This window comes from Streptomyces panaciradicis (genome assembly GCF_023516615.1).
Classification (GTDB): domain Bacteria; phylum Actinomycetota; class Actinomycetes; order Streptomycetales; family Streptomycetaceae; genus Streptomyces; species Streptomyces panaciradicis.
The window spans coordinates 31,620-47,324 of record NZ_JAMGBF010000098.1 but is presented as its reverse complement, the minus strand read 5'-3'; the positions used below and the strand labels follow the sequence as shown (position 1 = coordinate 47,324).

The following is a 15,705-nucleotide window of genomic DNA, read 5'->3' as shown; positions in this document are numbered from 1 at the left end:
CCCTGCGGCTCGCTAGACGGCGGCCTCCAGGATCATCGCGTTGGCCAGGCCGCCCGCCTCGCACATCGTCTGCAGGGCGTAGCGGGCGCCCCGCGCGCGCATGGCGTGCACGAGGGTGGTCGTCAGCCGGGTGCCGCTGGCGCCGAGCGGATGGCCGAGGGCGATCGCCCCGCCGTGCACGTTGACCTTGGCGAGATCGGCGCCGGTCTCCTGCTGCCAGGCCAGGACGACGCTGGAGAAGGCCTCGTTGACCTCGAACAGGTCGATGTCGTCGAGGGCCAGTCCGGCCCGGCGCAGCACCTTCTCGGTCGCCGGGATCACGCCGGTGAGCATCAGCAGCGGGTCGGAGCCGGTCACGGCGAAGCTGTGCAGCCGGGCGAGCGGGCGCAGGCCGAGGCGCTCCGCGGTCTCCGAGGACGTGATGAGGACGGCGGAGGCGCCGTCGTTGATCGGGCTGGCGTTGCCCGCGGTGACGTTCCACTCGATCTGCGGGAAGCGCTCGGCGAAGTTCGGGTCGTGGTAGGCGGGCTTGAGGCCGGCGAGGATCTCGGCGGTGCTGTCCGGCCGTACGCACTCGTCGCGTGTGACGCCCTCCAGCGGTGCGACCTCGGCGTCGAACAGGCCCTGGTTCCAGGCGTCGGCGGCCTTCCGGTGCGAGGAGAGGGCGAAGTCGTCCATCCGCTCGCGGGTGATCGACCACTTGGCGGCGATCAGCTCGGCACTGATGCCCTGCGGGACCAGCCCCTCGGGATAGCGCTCGGCGACTCCGGGGCCGAAGGGGTCCTTGCCGGGCGGCACGTTGGACCACATCGGCACCCGGCTCATGGACTCGACTCCGCAGGCGACGACCATGTCGTACGCCCCGGAGAGCACGCCCTGCGCCGCGAAGTGCACGGCCTGCTGGGAGGAGCCGCACTGACGGTCCACGGTGGTGGCCGGGACCGTGTCCGGGAAGCCCGCCGACAGCACGGCGTAGCGGGTGGTGTTCATGGCCTGCTCGCCGACCTGGTCGACGGTGCCGCCGATGACGTCGTCGATCAGCGCCGGGTCGACGCCGGAGCGCTCGACGAGGGTGCGCAGGGTGTGGGCGAGGAGTTCCACGGGGTGGACGTGCGCGAGGGCGCCGTTCGGCTTGCCCTTGCCGATCGGGGTGCGTACGGCTTCGACGATGACTGCGTCACGCATGGTGCGGGCCTCCGGGACGTTCGGGGTCGACGGAGTCGACAGGGTCACGGGTACGACCGGCCTGCCGGCCTGCCTGGCAACCTGCCTGCCTGCCCGCCTACCGGTCAGTAGGAAATCCGAACTCACCATAACCGGGTGCGTTGGAAAATCAAACCCTCCCCTAGACTGGCGGCATGGCCGCCTCCAAAGACCCGCGCCCCTGCTCCATCGCCGACGCCCTCGCGCTGGTCGGCGAGAAGTACTCGCTGCTCGTCCTGCGCGAGGTGTGCCTGGGCAACGGCCGCTTCGACCAGCTGGTGCGCAACATCGGCGCCCCGCGCGACATCCTGGCCACGCGGCTGCGCCGGCTGGTGGACGCCGGGATCCTGACCAAGCGCGTCTACAGCGAACGCCCGCAGCGCTTCGAGTACCGGCCCACGGCGGCGGGCCTCGAACTGGAGCCGGTCCTGATGACCCTCAAGGAATGGGGCGACCGGCATCTGCGCGGCGGCGTCGACCTGCCCATGGTCGTCGAGCACACCTGCGGCAACGAGATGGTCCCGGTGGTCACCTGCCGGGCCTGCGGCGAACCGGTCCACCACGAGGACCTGACGGCCCACCCCCAGGCCGACGGCTGGACGGTGGCGGGCCCGACGGCGGCGTGAAGCCCGCGGGTCAGGCGGGCCCCGGGTACACGTCCAGCCGCCCGCACATCCCGAACCTCCCGTACTCCGACGGCTGTTCGGCGCGGACGACGGCGTCGGCGAGGTACCCCGCGTCGCCCTTCTCGAGGCGGTCCAGCTGCTCCCCCGTGGCGGCCGCGGCCGCCTCCGCGCCCCGCCGCCAGCGCTCGCGCCACTCGGCGAGCCGGGGCCGGACCAGCGCCGCGGCGGCGCGGTGGAACGCGGCCAGCTCCTCGGGGCCGTCCGCGTCGCGCAGCGCCCGGTAGCCCTCCAGGGCCAGGTCCCTGCGAGCCCGGGCGGCCCGGGCCCGCTCCTCCTCCGGCGCGTCCACGGGGAGGGCGGTCGCGGCGGCGTACGTCTCGGCGTCGGCCAGATACCGCGGCGGCAGCGTCAGCACCGCGTCGCCCGCCTCCGGGAGGCCGCTGTTCTGCATCAGCACCGTGATGCGCAGGTCGTCGTCGTTGACGAGCCGGTGGACGGTGCCCGGGCTGAACCAGGCGACCGTGCCGGGTACGAGGGGCGTGACCTCGTACCCGGACGTCGTGAGGGTCTGCACCGCGCCGCGCCCGCCGGTGACGACGTACGCCTCCGCACAGGTCAGGTGCACATGGGGGGTGCCGCCGCGGACCCCGTCGGCGGCGGGCCAGTCGTAGACGCACAGGTGCGAGACGGCGACGCCGCCCGGCAGACCGGTGAAGCCGCCGCCGCTCACCACGGGTGCGCCTCCAGGTACTTGGCGATCTCCTCCCGCTCCCAGGCCCCGTCGGCCACGACGATCCGGTAGCGGCGGGCGAGCGTGTCCCCGGGGGCGAGCTCCAGCTCGTCGTAGAACGCCCAGGAGGGGGCCACGGCGGCGAACGGCTCGTTGCGGACGAACCAGTGGGCGGGATGCGTGCCGTGGGCGCCGTCGTGGTCGTTCTCGGGGGCGTGCGCGAACAGCAGGGTGGCGTGGCCGTCGGCGCCGTCGTGCTCGCCGGAGAAGGCGAGCCAGGGCGCCTGCTCACCCATCAGGCCGGGGCCCTCGGCGTCGGGGCCGATGACGCGGCCGCCCCGGAAACCGCGCGGACCACGCCAGAACAACCCGGTGTAGCCCGCCATTTCACGGCCGGCGGTGGTGGGACTGCCGAAGCGCAGCGGCTCGTCGCGGCGGTTGGTGACCGCGCTGCACCAGGTCAGCGCCCAGGACCCGGACGCGTGGTCCACGTCGTGGATCTCGATCTGGCGCTCCTCGTCGGCCCACAGCTCGCCGCTGTACGGGTGCCAGGTAAGCCGTTCCGCGATGACCACGCGGTCGTCGCGCACGGCGACCTCGTCGAACGCGACGTGCGCCATCGAGCCGACGCGCTCGGGGAGTTCGAGGTAGCCCTCGCCGTGCACGTAGGAGTTGCCGCCCCACAGGTTGGCGCCGGACAGGTGCGAGGCCGTCAGCTGCAGGCCCTTGTGCCAGCGGTGGTCGTTGGGCCGGTAGTCGGTGACGACCTCGCCGGCCAGGGTGCGCAGGGGGTGGATGTACGGCTTGGGGGCCTCCCACGCGGCCTCCGGTGCGTACACGTAGCTGAGCAGCTCGACGCCGGTGGCCGGTTCGGTGACCGTGATCCGGTCGCCGTGGGCGTGGACCAGGCGCAGGCCCGTCATGCGGAGACCTCCTCGGCGGCGACGGGAACGGTGGAAGGAACGGGTGCCCAGCCGGGGACGTCCCCGTGCATCGCCGTGTAGAACGGGTCGCCGGGCCCGATCTCGCCCGCGCGCACCGTGGTGTCCGTGAACGCCGACTTGTACAGCGCGGCGATGAGCTCCAGGCTGGAGCGCCCGTCGGCACCGCTGCTGCGCGGGCGCCGCCCCGCGCGCATGCTCGCGACCAGTTCCCGCAGCTGCTCCAGGTGCGAGCTGGGCACGTCCGCGCCGAAGTCCCGCCAGGTGTCGGCCTCGTCGCCCGGCACGTCCGGGGCGGGCGTGATGCTCCAGTTCGCGTTGGAGTGGCCGTAGAGGTGGGTGAGCTCGACGGTGGCCCGCTCGCAGTCGATGCGGATGCGGCTGACCTCGTCGGGGCTCAGCACGCTGTTGACGACCGTGGCCAGGGCGCCGTTCTCGAAGCGGACCAGGGCGGTGGAGACGTCCTCGGTCTCCACGTCGTGCACCAGGCGCCCGGCCATCGCGCGCACCTCGCTCCACGGGCCGAGCAGGTCCAGCAGCAGGTCCATCTGGTGGATGCCGTGTCCCATGGCGGGTCCGCCGCCCTCGGTCGCCCAGCGGCCGCGCCAGGGCACGGCGTAGTAGGCGGTGTCGCGGTACCAGGTGGTCTGGCAGTGCGCGACGAGCGGCCGGCCCATGGCCCGCTCGGCCAGCAGCCGGCGCACGTGCCGCGAGCCGGAGCCGAAGCGGTGCTGGAAGACGATCGAGGCGTACGGCCCGCCGTCCGTGCACTCCTCGGCCTGTACGGCGTCGAAGTCGGCGAGGGTCGGCATGGGAGGCTTCTCGCACCACACCCAGGCGCCGGCCCGCAGCGCGGCGACGGTCTGGTCGCGGTGCAGCGTGGGCGGGGTGCAGATGGCCACCAGGTCCGGCCGCTGCTCGCGCAGCATGCGGTCCAGGTCGGTGTAGGCGTGCGGGATCCCGTTCCCCGCGCAGAACTCCTCGACCGCGGTGGCATCGATGTCAACGGCGGCCACGACCTCGGTCTCGCCCTCCTCGGCGAGCTCGGCCAGGGCGGGCAGGTGGGAGCCGCGCCCGATGGCGCCGATGCCGACGAGGGCGGCCCGGACGCGGCGGCCGGCGAGCGGGGTGGAGGGGGTCGGGGACGTCCCGGACGGGGTCTCGGACGTGGACATGGACGCGATCAGCACTCCTCCGGGAACGGCGGCCTTGTGAGGAGGACGAGCAGCAAGCGCTTTCTCCTGCCTGCAACGTAAGCTCCGCCCCCGCGCAAGGTCAACCACCCCGAAAGCCAAGGCCGGGCGGGGACGGTGAAACCCCTGTGACGGTCCCGTCATCGCCGGACGCTAGGCTGCCCTGCACACCCGTGATCTCCACGCCCGGCAGGCGTGACGTTCCGTCGCGCCCGCCTCGACGAGCACTTGGACGCCGTAACTCCATGTCTTGGTTTGAATCCCTCATCCTCGGGCTCGTCCAGGGGCTGACCGAGTTCCTCCCCGTCTCCTCCAGCGCGCATCTGCGGCTGACGGCGGCCTTCTCCGGCTGGAAGGACCCGGGCGCGGCCTTCACGGCGATCACACAGATCGGCACGGAGGCGGCGGTGCTGATCTACTTCCGCAGGGACATCGGCCGGATCATCTCGGCGTGGACGCGCTCGCTGTTCAGCAGGGAGATGCGCAAGGACCACGACGCCCAGATGGGCTGGCTGGTGATCGTCGGCTCGATCCCGATCGGCGTGCTCGGGCTGCTGTTCAAGGACCAGATCGAGGGGCCGTTCCGCGACCTGCGGATCACGGCGACCATGCTGATCGTCGTCGGCGTCGTGATCGGCGTGGCCGACCGGCTGGCGGCGCGCGACGAGACCGGCGGCCGGCACCGAGCGCCCAAGCAGCGCAAGACGCTCGAGAACCTGGGCGTGAAGGACGGCCTGGTCTACGGCCTGTGCCAGTCGGCGGCGCTGATCCCGGGCGTCTCCCGCTCCGGCGCGACCATCAGCGGCGGCCTGTTCATGGGCTACAAGCGCGAGGCCGCGGCCCGTTACTCCTTCCTGCTCGCCATCCCCGCGGTGCTGGCCTCCGGTCTGTTCGAGACCAAGGACGCGCTGGAGAGCGACCACGTGGCGTGGGGGCCGACGCTGTTCGCGACGGTGATCGCCTTCGCCTCCGGCTACGCGGTCATCGCCTGGTTCATGAAGTTCATCTCGACCAAGAGCTTCATGCCGTTCGTCTGGTACCGCATCGCGCTCGGCATCGTCATCATCGGCCTGGTCACGGCGGGCGTGCTGAGCCCGCACGCGGCGGAGTCGGCGGGCTGACCAGGGCGGAGGCCGGCCCCCGGACGGCGGCCAACGCGAGGGTCGATCACTCTCCGCCCGCCCCACCGCCGCCTCCCACAGGGTGAGGCGGGGGAAAGGTCAACCACCTCCTAGGGTGGGCCCATGGAGGAAGCACCCCGCCGGGTGAGCCCCACCGAGGAACGCGCGTGGCGCGGCATGCTGCGCATGCACGACCTGCTGGTCCACCAGGCCGGCCGGACACTGCGGAGCGGGTTCGGGCTGTCCGCCACCGACTACTCGGTGCTCGCCGAGCTGACCCGCGCCCCCGGCGACCGGCTGCGCGTGCTGGAGCTCGCGAAGGTGCTCGGCTGGGAGAAGAGCCGGGTCTCGCACCACCTCTCCCGCATGGTGAAGCGCGGTCTGGTCGCCCGGGAGGAGTGCCTCGACGACGGACGCGGGGCGTACATGACGGTGACCCCGGCCGGCCGCGAGGCGCTGGAGGCCGCCGCGCCGCAGCACGCCGAGGACGTCCGGCGGCTCTTCCTGGACCATCTCTCGCCCGGCCAGATCACGCTGCCGGCGGAGATCACCGACACCGTCATCGAGAAGATCGACATCAGCTGAGGGCGGCTCCGCGGGACCGGCGGAATGAACACGTCCCGCTTTTGTTGAAAGCGGTATGAAAAAGATCGGGTTCCTGTCATTCGGGCACTGGACACCGTCGCCGCACTCCCGGACGCGTTCCGCCTCCGACTCCCTGCTGCAGGCGATCGACCTCGCGGTCGCCGCCGAGGAACTGGGAGCGGACGGCGCGTACTTCCGGGTCCACCACTTCGCCCGGCAGCACGCCTCGCCGTTCCCGCTGCTCGCGGCGATCGGCGCGCGCACCAGCCGGATCGAGATCGGCACCGGCGTGATCGACATGCGCTACGAGAACCCCCTGTACATGGCGGAGGACGCGGGCGCGGCCGATCTGATCTCGGGCGGCCGGCTCCAGCTCGGCCTCAGCCGAGGGTCACCGGAGCAGGTCGTCGACGGCTGGCGGCACTTCGGCCACCGCCCGCCGGAGGGGGGAACCGACGCCGATCTGGCCCGCGCGCACACCGAGCGACTGCTCGACGTGCTCCGCGGTGAGGGATTCGCGGAGCCCGACCCCAGCCCGATGTTCGCCAACCCGCCGGGCCTGCTGCGCATCGAACCGCACTCGGAAGGTCTGCGGGACCGCATCTGGTGGGGCTCCGGCTCGAACGCCACCGCGGTCTGGGCCGCCGGGCTCGGCATGAACCTGCAGAGCTCGACCCTCAAGGACGACGAGAGCGGCGAGCCGCTCCATGTCCAGCAGCGCAAGCAGATCGAGGCGTACCACGAGGCGTGGCGGGCCGCCGGCCACACCCGCACCCCCAGGGTGTCGGTCAGCCGCAGCATCTTCCCCCTCGTCGACGAGAGGGACCGCGCGTACTTCGGCCACGACCGCGACTCGAAGGACCAGATCGGGTACATCGACGCCAACACGCGCAGCATCTTCGGCCGGTCGTACGCCGCGGAGCCGGACGTACTCGTCAAACAGCTGGCCGAGGACGAGGCCGTCGCGGCGGCCGACACCCTGCTGCTCACCGTGCCCAACCAACTGGGCGTCCACTACAACGCCCATGTCCTCGACAGCATCCTGACGCACGTCGCGCCCGAGCTCGGCTGGCGCTGAGGACGCGGCCACGGAAGGTAGATGACGGATCAACCGCGAGTGATCAAATAAGCCGTGAGCAAAGACATACGGGATCAGTAGCCGACCGGTAGCGCAGTGTCAGTGCTTGCCCCTAGGCTTGTCCGCATGTCCCCCGATTCCTTTACCTCTGGTTCCGTGCGCTCTGCCGCCGAGGTGAACGAGCAGATCCGGGCGCTGTGGACGCGCGCGGGCGGCTCGCTGTCGGCCCAGGAGCGCGCGGAGTACGAGCTTTTGGTGGTCGAGTGGGCGGCGGCGATCCGAGAAGACGTCATCCAGGCGGCCTGAGGCCGGTCGCCCTCACCGCCCGCCGGCCACACGCAGCACCGCTCCCGTCGTGTACGACGCGTCCGGTGACATCAGCCACGCGATGGCCGCCGCGATCTCCTCCGCCCGCCCCGGACGCCGTAGCGGGATGCCCTCCGCCATACGCCAGGCGCGGTCCGGGTCCCCCATCGCCGCGTGCATCTCGGTGTCGACGGCGCCCGGGGCGACCGCGTTGACGCGGATGCCGTCCGGGCCGAGTTCCTTGGCGAGACCCACCGTGAGCGCGTCGACCGCGGCCTTGGTCGCCGCGTAGTGCACGTACTCCCCGGGGCTGCCGAGGGTGGCCGCGCCCGACGACACGTTCACGATGACTCCGGCGCCCCGTGCCGTCATCAGCTGTGCCGCACGGCGCGAACACAGCAGCGTGCCCAGCAGGTTGACGTCGACGACCCGGCGCAGGGTCGCCGTGTCCGTGTCCGCGAGACGGCCCAGCAGGCCGGTCACCCCGGCGTTGTTCACCAGCCCCGTCACCGGCCCCAGTTCCCGCTCCGCCGTCTCGAAGAGCCGCTCGACGTCGGCCTCCACGGAGGTGTCCACCCGCACCGCGACCGCGCGGGCCCCCGCCTCGCGCACTGCGTCCGCCACCTTCTCGGCGGCCTCGGCGTCACGGACGTACCCGACCGCCACGTCGTGCCCTTCGGACGCGAGCCGCAGGCAGGTGGCGGCACCGATTCCCCTGCTGCCGCCGGTGACGACGGTGACGAGGCGTTTCATGGGACCTCCCGCAACGGAGCCGTGATGATCGATCATCGATCACCCTAGCCGTCCATGAACCTCGGGTCTGCGGTCCGGAGGCATCTCCCCCGGGAAATCTACGCCCGGGCGTGCTCCCGCACGAGCTCGTACGACCGCAGCCGGTCGGCGAGCGCGTGGACCGGCGTCACCAGCATCAGCTCGTCCGCTCCCGTCGCTTCCACGACATCCGCCAGCCGCTTCACCACGGACGCCGGCGATCCGTGCGCCTGCTGCGAACGGAAGGCCGCGAGCATCCCCTCCTCCTGCTCCGTGAAGGCGTGGGCCGCCGCCTCCTCGGGCGTCGGGAACGGGATCTCACTGCGCCCCTGCACCAGACCGGTCTTGACCACCTCCATCGGGCCCGCCAGCCGCGCGGCCTCCTCGTCCGTGTCGGCGCACACCGTCTCCACGCACACCAGCACGCGCGGCCGCGCGCACCAGCGGGACGGCGTGAAGTGATCGCGATAGTGGCCGAGCGCGGCCGCGGTGTTGTCGGGGCGGATGTGGTGGGCGAAGGCGATCGGCAGGCCCATTTCGGCGGCGAGCGCGGCACCGGCGGTGCTGGAGGACAGCAGCCAGGGTTCGGGGAGCGGGCCGAGCGCCACCTCGTCCACGAGGTACCGCAGGATCGCCGTGACGTCGTCGCGGTACTCGGCGTCCGTGGTCGGGGCCGCCCCGCGGCGCAGGGCTTTGGCCGTGGGCTCGTCGAAGGTGCCGGGGCCGCGCCCGATGCCCAGGTCGATACGGTCCGGGTGCAGTGCGGCGAGCGTCCCGAACTGCTCCGCCAGCGTGATCGGGGCGTGGTTCGGCGCGAGGACTCCTCCGGAACCGAGCCTGAGGGACGAGGTCAGGGCGGCCGCGTGGGCGGTCAGGACGACCGGCGGGAACGCCCCGATGGCCGGGGAGTGGTGGTGTTCCGCGTACCAGAGCCGTGCGTAGCCGAGGTCCTCGATGCGCCGGGCGAACGCGGTGGTGTCGCGCAACGTGTCCGCGGCCGGGGTGCCCGACTGGACCATGGCCACCTCGAGCGCGCTGAGCGGTACGGTGATCATTCGGTCAGTATAGGAAGCGGACCGCCCCGGCATCACCTGGTAATCGGCCTGTGCGGCAAGGGAGTTGAGGTCCGGTTCGGCCGGGAGGGGCTCCGGCGGCCGTGCGGGCCGCGCGGAACGACGAATGCCGAATGTGCCGCCAGGCCCCTTGGCCCGGCCCGCCTCATGCCCAACACTGAGCCGATGACGCAGCGTGTGGAGCTCGCGACCGTGATGGACCGGCTGGCCGTCGACGAGGTGGTCACCGACTACGCGACGGCGGTGGACGACGGCGACTGGGAGGGGTACCGGGGGCTGTTCGCGCCCGACGGGCGCGCCGACTACCGCTCGGCGGGCGGCATCGAGGGGGACGCGGTGACCGTCGCCGGCTGGCTCGCCGAGAGCATGCTGCTCTTCCCGATGCGGCAGCATCTCATCGTCAACCGCCGGGTGCGCTTCGGAACCCTGGAGCAGGACACCGGCGACACGGCCCGGGTGCGGGCCGACTACGTCAATCCGATGCGATTCGATCCGGACGGTTCCGTGCCCGACTTCGTGTGCGGCGGGCGCTACGCCTTCGCCCTGCTGCGCACGGACGACGGCTGGCGGCTGACGGAGGTCGTCGTCGAGGAGAAGTGGCGGCGCACGGCCGGGCCCCGGCCCGCGTCCGTGGCCGAATGATCTCGGCCGCTCTGTCCCGGATCACGGAAAACACGCACACTGGAGGCATAGCTGGGTAGAGAGGGGCCGTATGAAGACCTTGGGTCCATGGCTCGCCTCTCCGTGGCGTCGCTCGGCGGTCGCCGCGCTGACCGGCGCCCTGCCGATGTTCGCCTTCCCCGCGCCGTCGCTGTGGTGGTTCGCGTACGTCGCCCTCGTGCCGTGGATCGTGCTGGTCCGCTCCGCGCCGACCGGGAAACGGGCGGCGTACGACGGCTGGTGCGGCGGGTTCGGGTACATGGTGGCGGTGCACCACTGGCTGCTGCCGAGCCTGAACGTCTTCATCTTCGTGCTGGCGGCGCTCCTGGGCGCGCTGTGGGTGCCGTGGGGCTGGCTGGTGCGCCGTTTCCTGGGCGGGGTGCCCGGGCCGGGGCAGATCCTGGCCGGCCTTCTCGTCGTGCCGTCGGCCTGGCTGATGGTGGAGCTGGTGCGCTCGTGGCAGGGGCTGGGCGGCCCCTGGGGCGTGCTGGGCTCCAGTCAGTGGCAGGTGGAGCCGGCGCTGCGGCTCGCCTCGGTCGGCGGGGTGTGGCTGCTGAGCTTCCTGGTGGTGGCCGTGAACGTGGCCGTCGCGGTACTGGTGTGCGTACGCGAGTCGCGGGTGCCGGCCGTCGCCGGGATCGTCGCGACGGCCGCGGCCACCTCCGCGGCGTGGGTGTGGTCGCCGCGTCCGGACATCGACGGCCGGGTGCGGGTCGCGGTGGTGCAGCCCGGTGTCGTCGACGGTCCCGACCGGCGCTTCGACCGCGAGGAGCGGCTGACCCGCGAACTCGCCGGGCGCGGCCTCGACCTCATCGTGTGGGGCGAGAGCAGCGTCGGCTACGACCTCGGGCAGCGGCCCGACCTCGCCCGGCGCATCGCCGCGCTGTCCCGGCAGACGAAGGCCGACATCCTCGTCAACGTGGACGCGCGGCGCTCCGACCGGCCCGGCATATACAAGAGTTCCGTCCTCGTCGGCCCGCACGGCCTCACCGGCGACCGCTACGACAAGATGCGGCTGGTGCCCTTCGGCGAGTACATACCGGCCCGCTCGCTGCTCGGCTGGGTCACCTCCGTCGGCAAGGCGGCCGGCGAGGACCGCAGGCGCGGCACGGCACAGGTCGTGATGAACGTCGGGCACGGGCTGCGCGTCGGCCCGATGGTCTGCTTCGAGTCGGCGTTCCCCGACATGAGCCGCCATCTCGCCCAGGACGGCGCCGAGTTGCTGATCGCGCAGTCGGCGACGTCGTCGTTCCAGCAGAGCTGGGCGCCCGAGCAGCACGCCTCGCTGGCCGCTCTGCGCGCCGCCGAGACCGGCCGTCCCATGGTGCACGCGACGCTGACCGGAGTGTCGGCCGTCTACGGTCCGAGCGGGCAGCGTATCGGGTCGTGGGTGGGGACGGACCGCAGCTCGTCCGCGGTGTTCGAGATCCCGCTGGCCCACGGGGTCACCCCGTATGCCCGCTACGGCGACTGGCCGGTGCAGGGCGCGATCCTGATCCTCGCCGTGTGGTGCGCGGCGCAGGGGGTGCGGGCGGTCCGGCTCAGGCGGCCCGGTCCACGACCGCACGTACCACCCGCTCGCACAGTTCGTGAGTCGCCAGTGCGTCCCGGGCGCTGAGCACCTTGCCCGCGCGTACCGCGTCGAGGAAGGCCAGGACGGCCTGCTCGATGCCGCGCTGGCGGGCCACCGGCACCCAGTCCCCGCGCCGCCGCACGGTCGGCTGACCCTTGTGGTCGACTATCTCGGCGAGGTTGACCACCTGACGCTTGGTGTCCTGCCCGGACACCTCCAGGATCTCCTCCGCGGAGCCGCTGAGCCGGTTCATCACGCCGAGCGCGGTGAAGCCGTCGCCGGCCAGTTGCAGCACCACGTGGTGCAGGAGCCCGTCCTCCACGCGCGCGCGGACCGTCACGTCGTCGACGGGCCCGGGCACCAGGAACCGCAGCGTGTCGACGACGTGGATGAAGTCGTCGAGGATCATCGCCCGGGGCTCCTCCGGCAGTCCGATCCGGTTCTTCTGCATGAGGATCAGCTCGCGCGGATGGTCGGCGCACTGCGCGTAGCCGGGTGCGTAGCGCCGGTTGAAGCCGACGGCGAGGGACACGCCGCGCTCCTCGGCGAGAGCCACCAGCCGTTCGGAGTCGGCGAGTTCGTAGGCGAGCGGCTTGTCGACGTAGGCCGGCACCCCTGCTTCGAGCAGCCGCGTGACGATCTCGGGGTGCGCGAGGGTGGGCGCGTGCACGAAGGCGGCGTCGAGGTCCTGGGCGAGGAGGGAGTCGAGGTCGCGGTGGCGGCGCTCGGCCGGGAGGTGCAGGCCGTCGGCCACCCGGTCGAGCGTGGCGGGCGTGCGGGTCTGCAGGTGCAGCTCGACCCCGGCCAGGGCGCCGAGCACCGGAAGGTAGGCCTTCTGCGCGATGTCGCCGAGTCCGATGCAGCCGACCTTCACGGGGTGTTCTCCTCTAGCGCTTGCCTGCCGTGCTCCTGCCGGAAGCATACGGCGGCTGCGGCGGCCGCCAGTCGGCTACGGAGGCGAAGCCCCGCAGCAGGAGCCCGGGTACGGCGCGCGAGAGTGCGGCGAGGGCCGTGTCCCGGACGGCCGTCGGGGCGCGGCCGGTGCTCATGCTGAACCGGGCCGCCCGGACCGCCTGGCGGGTGATGGCGGTCGTACGGGGAAGGCGGGCCGCCGTGCAGGCGGCGAGCGCGTCGGCGTGGTGTGCCGGCACGATCGCGTCCTCGACGGCCTGGTTGCCGCCCTGGCCGAGCGTCGGCGGCATGGGGTGCGCGGTGTCGCCGAGCAGGGCGACCCGGCCGTGGTGGAAGGCGGGCAGCGGTGCGGCGAGGTGGTGGACGTCGTGACGCAGGACGTCCTCGGGGCGGGTGGCGGCGATGACGGCGGGGATCGGGTCGTGCCAGTGGCCGAAGCGCCGCAGCAGTCCGGCCCGCTCGTCGGGCGCGTGCTCGCCCGCCGGGGCGACGGCCGCGGCATAGGCGTACACCCGGCCGTCCTTGAGCGGGTGCGTGCCCCACAGGCAGCCCCTTCCCCAGGTCTCGTGCGAGGCGAATCCGACGCCGGGGAGCGGGACGACCACCCGCCAGGTGGTGAAGCCGGAGTGGACGGGGCCGGGGTGCTCGGGGAAGAGACGCTCGCGTACGGCGGAGTGGATGCCGTCCGCGGCGACGACCAGGTCGGCCTCCAGTTCGCCGTCGCGGGTGCGCACGCGGGCCGGGCGGCCGACGTCGCCCGGGTCGGCGAGGGTCGCGGCGGCGTCCGTGCGGACTGTGCCCGGCGGGAGCAGCGCGGCCAGGCTGTGGATGAGGGTGGCCCGGTGCAGCAGGGCCAGGGGGCCGCTGAAGCGCCGGGCTGCGGCCTCCGCGCTGGTGCGGGAGAGCCGGCGGCCGGACGGGGTGCGCAGTCCGCCGTCACCCTGCCAGGCGGCGAGGTCCCGGATCTCGTCGCCCAGGCCGATGACGTCCAGGGCGCGCAGGGCGTGGCCTGGGCGGACGGGCTGGTGTTCTCCTGCGTGGCGGGGTCCTTCAACGCCGAGACGCCGAGCCCGGAGCAGGTCCGGGCGGGGCTGCGGGAACTGCTCGACGGCATGCTGGGCGGCCGATAACCCGTGGTGACGGCGGGCGGGTTGGACGAGGATGCCCCCATGACGACCGAACGCCGTGAACCCCCGACCACCGCCGACGAACGCACCATGCTGGAGGGCTGGCTGGAGTACCACCGGCAGACGCTGGCCTGGAAGTGCGAGGGCCTGACCGACGCCCAGCTGAGGACCGCCTCCGTGGAGCCGTCCACGCTGTCGCTGATGGGGCTGGTACGGCACATGGCGGACGTGGAGCGCGGCTGGTTCCGACGGGTCCTCGCGGACGAGGACGCGGGCCCGATCCACTTCACCGACGAGGACCCCGACGGCGAGTTCCATCTCACCGAGGCGGACACCTGGGCGCAGGCGCAAGAGACCTGGCAGACCGAGATCGAGGCCGCGCGCCGCATCGCGGCCGGGTTCGGCCTGGACGACCTCTCCAAGGGCCGGCACCGGCGCACCGGCGAGCAGTTCAACCTCCGCTGGATCTACACCCACATGATCGAGGAGTACGCCCGCCACAACGGCCACGCCGACCTGCTCCGCGAGCGGATCGACGGCGCCACCGGCGACTGACGTCAGCCCGGCCGCCCGCGCGCCCTCCGTACGGGGCCGGAGATCACCCGTGCGGGGCATCCTCCGCCCGTCCGCTGTTCCGCGGGACGGGCCGAGACGCCATCGTTGCGCGGGTGCATCGAACGACGACCACCGCAGCGCTCCTGGTCACCGTCGCTGTCGCGGCCCTCACCGGCTGCGTGACGGTCCAGCGCCCGCCCGTCCCCGGCCCGCCGCCGACGGCACCGTCCCAGCCGTCGGCGCCGCGCCCGGACGGTGAGCGCGAGCAGCAGACCGTGCAGGCGCCGGCCAAGGAGGCGCTGGAGATGATCGGCCCGTCCCGGCGGCCGGAGCCCAGGACACCGCGGCACCACGGACCGGTGGCGAAGGCGCCCGCGCCGGCCGAGCGGCCGCCCGCGCCCCGCTCCCGTCCGCGGCCCCACCCCCGGGCGCCGCAGCCGCACCACCGGCACCAGCCTCAGCCGCCGCGCGTCAAGGTCCCGGACGTGGGCGGGTCGGTGCCGAAGAACACGAAGGACCTGTGCGCGCTGGGCCGGCGGTACGGCGGCTGGCGTGCGGACAGCCCGGAGTCGGTCATCTGCAAGCAGGCGTACGGGCGTTGAGCCTCCGCGGGGCGCCGGGAAGCGATCGCAGACGCCGGGAGGCGCCGGGAAGTATTCGGAAGCGCCCCCGCCCCGTCAGGGCCGTTGCCTCGGCGGCCCCCATGGTCCGTCCCCGTCGGCGCCCCGCTCCCCCAGGCTGGACTCCAGCCGGCTGATGGCCGCCCGCACGCCGTCGCCGTACCGGTCGTCGCCGAGCGAGCCGGCGGCGGTCCTGGCCCGGCGCAGATGGGTACGGGCGGCACCGTCGCGGCCGAGTTTGAGGTAGTCGGCGGCCAGGTTCAGGTGCAGGGAGGGGTACAGCGCCCGCACCGCGGGGGCGCTCACGTGCCCGGCGCAGCGCCCCCCGGACAGTTCCTCCGCGGCCGTCAGTGCCCTCAGGTCCCAGGCCAGCTCGTCGGACGGGTCGTCCTGGGCGTCGGCCATGTAGTGGGCCAGGGTGCAGCGGTGCAGCGGGTCGCCGTCCGTGCCGATCTCGGCCCACAGCTCGAGGAAGCGGTGCCGGGCCTCCTCGCGGTCTCCGGCGTGGTGCAGGATGACGACCTGTCCGATGCGTGTCAGCACGGCGTCCGGCGCCGTCTGCTCCTGTCCCTTGGCCACCGCGCACTCCGCCCACTCGTCGGCTACTGCTGACCGACGCTAACCGCAGCGA

At 72.9% G+C, this 15,705-nt stretch carries 18 protein-coding genes; 9 read left to right on the top strand and 9 right to left on the bottom strand.

Annotation, left to right across the window (positions count from 1 at the left end; translation table 11 throughout):
* Positions 1-12: 12 nt before the first annotated feature.
* Positions 13-1,185 carry a thiolase family protein gene (locus M8J74_RS28745; protein WP_249839234.1) on the bottom strand — a complete coding sequence of 391 codons (1,173 nt, stop codon included), beginning with the start codon at positions 1,183-1,185 and terminating at the stop codon, positions 13-15.
* Between the two features lie 173 nt (positions 1,186-1,358).
* On the opposite strand from M8J74_RS28745, the gene M8J74_RS28740 reads away from it, so the two are divergent.
* Positions 1,359-1,829: a winged helix-turn-helix transcriptional regulator gene (locus tag M8J74_RS28740; RefSeq protein WP_249839233.1), complete on the top strand. Its 471-nt coding sequence runs from the start codon at positions 1,359-1,361 to the stop codon at positions 1,827-1,829.
* A 10-nt stretch (positions 1,830-1,839) separates the two neighbouring features.
* Here M8J74_RS28740 and M8J74_RS28735 read toward each other — a convergent pair whose 3' ends face one another.
* Genes M8J74_RS28735 through M8J74_RS28725 form a run of 3 tightly spaced genes read right to left on the bottom strand, consistent with a single transcriptional unit; the run spans position 1,840 to position 4,675 of the window.
* Positions 1,840-2,562 (bottom strand): cupin domain-containing protein, encoded by a 723-nt coding sequence (locus M8J74_RS28735; protein ID WP_249839232.1) that lies wholly within the window; start codon positions 2,560-2,562, stop codon positions 1,840-1,842.
* Positions 2,556-3,482: a DUF6807 domain-containing protein gene (locus M8J74_RS28730; protein ID WP_249839231.1), complete on the bottom strand. Its 927-nt coding sequence runs from the start codon at positions 3,480-3,482 to the stop codon at positions 2,556-2,558. The genes M8J74_RS28735 and M8J74_RS28730 overlap by 7 nt, the downstream gene beginning before the upstream one ends.
* Positions 3,479-4,675, bottom strand: a complete 1,197-nt coding sequence (locus M8J74_RS28725) for a Gfo/Idh/MocA family protein (RefSeq protein WP_249839230.1) — start codon at positions 4,673-4,675, stop codon at positions 3,479-3,481. The genes M8J74_RS28730 and M8J74_RS28725 overlap by 4 nt, the downstream gene beginning before the upstream one ends.
* A 263-nt stretch (positions 4,676-4,938) precedes the next feature.
* Between M8J74_RS28725 and M8J74_RS28720 the strand changes: the two genes are divergently transcribed.
* The 4 genes from M8J74_RS28720 (at position 4,939) to M8J74_RS28705 (ending at position 7,783) form a co-directional block, all read left to right on the top strand.
* Positions 4,939-5,814 carry an undecaprenyl-diphosphate phosphatase gene (locus M8J74_RS28720; protein WP_249839229.1) on the top strand — a complete coding sequence of 292 codons (876 nt, stop codon included), beginning with the start codon at positions 4,939-4,941 and terminating at the stop codon, positions 5,812-5,814.
* A gap of 186 nt (positions 5,815-6,000) precedes the next feature.
* Positions 6,001-6,399, top strand: a complete 399-nt coding sequence (locus M8J74_RS28715) for a MarR family winged helix-turn-helix transcriptional regulator (protein ID WP_249839259.1) — start codon at positions 6,001-6,003, stop codon at positions 6,397-6,399.
* Positions 6,400-6,454: 55 nt separating this feature from the next.
* On the top strand, positions 6,455-7,477 hold the full coding sequence (locus M8J74_RS28710; protein ID WP_058926661.1) for an LLM class flavin-dependent oxidoreductase: 1,023 nt from the start codon (positions 6,455-6,457) through the stop codon (positions 7,475-7,477).
* A gap of 126 nt (positions 7,478-7,603) precedes the next feature.
* Positions 7,604-7,783 (top strand): hypothetical protein, encoded by a 180-nt coding sequence (locus M8J74_RS28705; protein WP_249839228.1) that lies wholly within the window; start codon positions 7,604-7,606, stop codon positions 7,781-7,783.
* Between the two features lie 12 nt (positions 7,784-7,795).
* On the opposite strand, the gene M8J74_RS28700 is transcribed toward M8J74_RS28705, so the two are convergent.
* Positions 7,796-8,536, bottom strand: coding sequence for an SDR family NAD(P)-dependent oxidoreductase (locus M8J74_RS28700; RefSeq protein WP_249839227.1), 741 nt, complete (start codon positions 8,534-8,536; stop codon positions 7,796-7,798).
* Between the two features lie 98 nt (positions 8,537-8,634).
* Positions 8,635-9,609: an LLM class flavin-dependent oxidoreductase gene (locus M8J74_RS28695; protein WP_249839226.1), complete on the bottom strand. Its 975-nt coding sequence runs from the start codon at positions 9,607-9,609 to the stop codon at positions 8,635-8,637.
* A 183-nt stretch (positions 9,610-9,792) separates the two neighbouring features.
* Here M8J74_RS28695 and M8J74_RS28690 point away from each other — a divergent pair, with 183 nt between their 5' ends.
* A complete protein-coding gene (locus M8J74_RS28690) occupies positions 9,793-10,269 on the top strand; it encodes a nuclear transport factor 2 family protein (protein WP_249839225.1) in 477 nt (158 codons plus the stop codon).
* 70 nt (positions 10,270-10,339) lie between these two features.
* Positions 10,340-11,905, top strand: a complete 1,566-nt coding sequence (gene lnt / locus M8J74_RS28685) for an apolipoprotein N-acyltransferase (protein ID WP_249839224.1) — start codon at positions 10,340-10,342, stop codon at positions 11,903-11,905.
* Here the strand turns inward: lnt and M8J74_RS28680 are convergent.
* Both M8J74_RS28680 and M8J74_RS28675 read right to left on the bottom strand, forming a co-directional pair.
* Positions 11,829-12,734: a Gfo/Idh/MocA family protein gene (locus M8J74_RS28680; RefSeq protein WP_249839223.1), complete on the bottom strand. Its 906-nt coding sequence runs from the start codon at positions 12,732-12,734 to the stop codon at positions 11,829-11,831. The genes lnt and M8J74_RS28680 overlap by 77 nt on opposite strands.
* Positions 12,735-12,747: 13 nt before the next feature.
* Entirely contained in the window at positions 12,748-13,851 is a 1,104-nt protein-coding gene (locus M8J74_RS28675; protein WP_372500304.1) for an FAD-dependent monooxygenase, read from the bottom strand.
* Between the two features lie 90 nt (positions 13,852-13,941).
* On the opposite strand from M8J74_RS28675, the gene M8J74_RS28665 reads away from it, so the two are divergent.
* On the top strand, positions 13,942-14,454 hold the full coding sequence (locus tag M8J74_RS28665; RefSeq protein ID WP_058926653.1) for a DinB family protein: 513 nt from the start codon (positions 13,942-13,944) through the stop codon (positions 14,452-14,454).
* Positions 14,455-14,567: 113 nt separating this feature from the next.
* Entirely contained in the window at positions 14,568-15,056 is a 489-nt protein-coding gene (locus tag M8J74_RS28660) for a hypothetical protein (RefSeq protein WP_249839222.1), read from the top strand.
* Positions 15,057-15,131: 75 nt separating this feature from the next.
* On the opposite strand, the gene M8J74_RS28655 is transcribed toward M8J74_RS28660, so the two are convergent.
* On the bottom strand, positions 15,132-15,653 hold the full coding sequence (locus M8J74_RS28655; protein WP_249839221.1) for a hypothetical protein: 522 nt from the start codon (positions 15,651-15,653) through the stop codon (positions 15,132-15,134).
* Between the last annotated feature and the right edge of the window lie 52 nt (positions 15,654-15,705).